The sequence below is a fragment of the Parafrankia sp. Ea1.12 genome (assembly GCF_900465275.1).
Classification (GTDB): domain Bacteria; phylum Actinomycetota; class Actinomycetes; order Frankiales; family Frankiaceae; genus Parafrankia; species Parafrankia soli.
The window spans coordinates 1-3,956 of record NZ_UBIZ01000561.1 but is presented as its reverse complement, the minus strand read 5'-3'; the positions used below and the strand labels follow the sequence as shown (position 1 = coordinate 3,956).

Sequence of the window (3,956 nt, the reverse complement as noted above, 5' to 3'; positions counted from 1 at the left end):
CTCATGGCCCCGCCCGCCCCCGTCGAGATCAGCGCCCGGGTGCTCTTCGTCGCCCAGGACCGCGTGCTGCTGGCGAACCGCCGCGGGCAGCCGTGGTTCTACCTGCCGGGCGGCAACGTGAACCCGGGAGAGACGGTCGAGGCGGCCCTGCGCCGGGAGACCCAGGAGCAGGCCGGCCTCGACGTGGCCGACCTGGAGTTCATCGGCTGCGCCGAGAACGTCTACGTCGAGGGCGGCGTCCGCCACCAGGAGATCAACGTCCTGTTCGCCGCCGATCTGCCCTGGGGGTCGCAGATCGGCAGCCATGAGTTCGACGTCGACATCACCTCGGTGTCGATCGGCAACCTGTCCGGCCTCGACCTGCGCCCGGCGAGCCTGCGGGACGTCATCCACGGCTGGCTGGCCGACCGGGAGCCGAGCTGGCACGGAGCGGCGCCGGCCGCGAGGTGACACTCCGCCGTCCGATAATCTCGCCTGGTGGTTAATGGCACCGGCGAACGCGGCGGTTTCCCGGATCAGCCCGGTGATCTCCCCGGTGATCTTCCCAGGCAGGGTAACCCCGCAGCCGGCCGGGCTGGTCCGGGCGGCCCGGCGGGGGAGGCGCCGCCGAGCCGTTGGGCGTCCCTGACCGGTACACGCGGCGGAGGTGCGCCGAGCGTCGCCGTGGGGGACCGCTACGACGAGCGGTTCGCGAGCCTCGCGGCCAGCGGCCTGGACATTCACGGCGAGGCGAGCTTCTGCGCCGCGCTCGTCCCCGCCGGTGCGCGGATCCTCGACGCCGGCTGCGGCACCGGGCGGGTCGCCATCCGGCTCGCCGAGCTGGGCTGTTCGTGCACCGGTGTCGATGTCGACCCGTCGATGCTCGCGCGGGCGAAGGCGGTGTCCGGCGAGGTGACCTGGATTCTCGGCGATCTCGCGAACCTGCCCGCCGCGCTCGCCGACCAGGGCGCCACGGCGCCGGCGGGCCGGGCTGGCCCGTTCGACCTGGTCGTGGCGGCGGGCAACGTGATCCCGCTGCTCGCGGAGGGCACGGAGGCGCACGTGCTGCGGGTCCTCGCGGGTGTCCTGCGCCCGGGTGGCCTTCTTGTCGCCGGGTTCGGCCTTGACGGCGCGCACCTGCCGCTGCCCGAGGCGCCCTTCGGCCTCGCCGAGTACGACCGCTGGTGCGCGGGCGCGGGCCTCACCCTCGAGCGCCGCTTCGCGACCTGGGACGGCGCGCCCGACCGTCCCGAGGACGGCTACGCCGTGAGCGTGCACCGCCGGGACTGACCCGGCCCCGGAGGCGGATCGGCCGGCCCGGCCTTGTCGATCGGTGGTGACGGGGATCGCCGTCCGGCGTTCAATGGTGCCTGTGAATCAACCACTTGGGCAGCATGCGGCGGGAAGTTCCGGCGGTCCGCCGTTCGCGCTCGAGGAGGGCGACCGGATGCTCCGGGTCCGCCTCGACGGCGGCGAGATGTACGCGAAGCAGGGGTCCATGGTGGCCTACCGCGGCAAGGTCGACTTCGCCTACAAGGGGCAGGGCGTCGGCGGCTATCTCCGGCGCGCGGTCACCGGCGAGGGCCAGGACCTGATGCGGGTCAAGGGCCGCGGCACCGTCTGGTTCGCGGAGTCCGGCAGCCACATCTCGATCTTCCACCTGGACAACGACCGGATCACGGTCAACGGCCGCAGCCTGCTCGCCCTGGAGTCCGGCGTCCGTTACAAGATCACTACGACGTCCGGCGGGATCGGTGCGATGATCGCGGGCGGCGTGTTCAACACCGAGGTCTCCGGAACGGGCGGTGTCGGCGTGCTGTGCCTGGGCAGCCCGCTCGTCCTCCCGACGGACGAGCCGGTGTGCGTCGATCGCGACGCGGCAGTCGCCTGGACGGCCGGCGTCCGCACCCGGGTGATCTCCAGCTTCAAGGTGGGCAATCTGATCGGGCGCACCTCCGGCGAGCTCGCCCAGATCGAGTACAGCGGGCGCGGTGGCTTCGTGGTGGTCCAGTGTGGTGAGATCCCGGCTCGTGGCGCGGAACCGAGCAGCTGACCTCGGCCCCGCCGACGCCGAGATCGACGCCGACGCCGACGCCGACGCCGAGGCCGAGGCCGAGGCCGAGCTGGAAGTCGAACTGCGACAGGCGCTGCTCGCGGCGGGCCTGCCGCTTGAATCCCTCCCGCTCGAATCCCTGCCCTTCGAGGCCGCGCCGTTCGAGGCCCGACCGACGGCGGCGCCCGCGGCCAGGCCCGCGCTCGACTGGGCCGGGTCCGGGCTCATGTGGCTCACCGGCCGGCCCGCGGCGGTCCCGGTCGTGCCGGACGCCCCGGTGCTGGGGCGGGCCCGGGCGGCCGCTGCGCTGCTCCGCGCCGCGTCCGCGCAGCTGGGCGCGGCGGTCGAGGTTGACGTCCCCGAGCTGCTCGCGGGCCGGGCCGCGCTGCTCGGCCTGCGCCGCGGCGGGACGATCTCCGCCAACGGCGGCTGCCGGCTGCTGCGGGCCGCCGACGGCTGGGTCGCGGTGAACCTCGCCCGGCGGGACGACGTGGAGATGCTCCCGGCGCTGCTCGGCGTGGATCCCGCGGAGGTCACCGCACCCGCGGGTGGCCACCGTGACCCACTTGAGACGACATGGGCGGCGCTGACCGCCCTGCTGCCCGCCCATGACCGCGCCGACCTGGTCGATCGTGCCTGGCTGCTTGGGCTACCCGTGGCGTCGCTCCCATCCGCCGAGCCGGCCGAGCCCCGGCCACCGGTCCGGATCGCCGTCCAGGGCATCGCCGTCCAGAGCGAGGTGCCGGGCCGGCAGGGGGAGGCCGCCGGACCGGCAGCGGTTGGGAACGGGGCCGGCTGTCCCCTTGTCGTCGACCTCTCGTCGCTGTGGGCTGGTCCGCTGGCGGCCCGCCTGCTGGGGCGGATGGGCCTGCGGGTTGTGAAGGTCGAGAGCGTGCACCGCCCGGACGGGGCACGGCTCGGTGACCCGGACTTCTACCGGTGGCTGCACGCGGGCCAGGACGAGGAGCGGTTCGACTTCACCGACCCGCGAGGGCGGGCGGCGCTGCACCGGCTCGTCGAGCGGGCCGACGTCGTGATCGAGGGCTCCCGGCCACGCGCGCTCGCGCAGCTCGGTCTGGACGCCGACCGGTGGGTGCGGGCCCGTTCCGGTCGGGTCTGGCTGAGCATCACCGGGTACGGGCGGGCGGCCGGCGCCGGCGGGCACGGGCCCGGCCCGGTCGCCTTCGGTGACGACGCCGCGGTCGCCGGCGGACTCGTCGGCTGGGACCGGACGGCTCCCGGCGGCTCCGTCCCGGTGTTCTGCGGTGACGCGATCGCCGACCCGCTGACCGGCCTCTTCGGCGCGTTGGCGGTCGCGCTGTGCCGGGCGGCCGGGCGGGGGGCCCTGCTGGACGTCGCCATGCGCGACGTCGCGGCCTTCGTCGCCGCCCCGCGGGTCCGCGGCCGAGGGCTGAGCGATCCGGGGCGTCGGTGGGGGGAAGGGCCCTGGTCGGTCACCGGCTCCGACGAGCTCGGCTGGACGGTGCGCCAGTCCGGCGCCCAGGGCCGGGTGCTCGCGCCGCGCCGCCCCCGCCTGCCCGGCTGAGCGGACGAGGTCAGCCCTCAGCGGACCCGGAATCCGCGGGCTCGTCGTCGCCTGCCGCGTGGACCTCCCGGAGCCCGGAGACGATCTCGGTCGGCGGATCCGTCCCGTCGTCGTCGGGGCCGGGGCCGGGGCCGGCATTGGCGTCGGCGTGGGCATCGGCCGTGGCATGAGCGACGCGGGCGTGGGGACCCGCGTCCACGACCGCCTCGTCGCCGGCCTCGGTGACGGCGTCGTTCCCGTCCGTTCCGACCAGTCCGCCCACTTCGGCCCGCAGTTTCACCGGACCGGCGTCGAGCTGACCTGGCCGGTGCCGGGGGAGCGCCCTGCTCCGCGCGGCGGCGCGGTAGGCCGTATACCGGAAGGGCGTGCGCTGGAACG

At 75.2% G+C, this 3,956-nt stretch carries 4 protein-coding genes and 1 pseudogene; 4 read left to right on the top strand and 1 reads right to left on the bottom strand.

What is annotated here, in order from left to right; translation table 11 throughout:
• From FMEAI12_RS31435 to FMEAI12_RS31420, 4 genes are all read left to right on the top strand, one after another.
• Positions 1 to 450, top strand: a 450-nt coding sequence (locus tag FMEAI12_RS31435) for an NUDIX domain-containing protein (RefSeq protein ID WP_368672129.1), incomplete at its 5' end; no start/stop codon positions are given.
• Positions 451 to 663: 213 nt separating this feature from the next.
• Positions 664 to 1,269 (top strand): bifunctional 2-polyprenyl-6-hydroxyphenol methylase/3-demethylubiquinol 3-O-methyltransferase UbiG, encoded by a 606-nt coding sequence (locus FMEAI12_RS31430; RefSeq protein WP_083391393.1) that lies wholly within the window; start codon positions 664 to 666, stop codon positions 1,267 to 1,269.
• A 73-nt stretch (positions 1,270 to 1,342) separates the two neighbouring features.
• Positions 1,343 to 2,032 (top strand): AIM24 family protein, encoded by a 690-nt coding sequence (locus tag FMEAI12_RS31425; protein ID WP_071066924.1) that lies wholly within the window; start codon positions 1,343 to 1,345, stop codon positions 2,030 to 2,032.
• Positions 2,010 to 3,578: a CoA transferase gene (locus tag FMEAI12_RS31420; protein WP_112108864.1), complete on the top strand. Its 1,569-nt coding sequence runs from the start codon at positions 2,010 to 2,012 to the stop codon at positions 3,576 to 3,578. The genes FMEAI12_RS31425 and FMEAI12_RS31420 overlap by 23 nt, the downstream gene beginning before the upstream one ends.
• A 10-nt stretch (positions 3,579 to 3,588) precedes the next feature.
• On the opposite strand, the pseudogene FMEAI12_RS31415 reads toward FMEAI12_RS31420, so the two are convergent.
• Positions 3,589 to 3,956: pseudogene (locus FMEAI12_RS31415) on the bottom strand (hypothetical protein); the annotation flags it as partial.

Coding starts and splice junctions, on each gene's coding strand:
- FMEAI12_RS31425 (WP_071066924.1), top strand. CDS start 1,343: ATGGTGCCTGTGAATCAACCACTTGGGCAGCATGCGGCGGGAAGTTCC.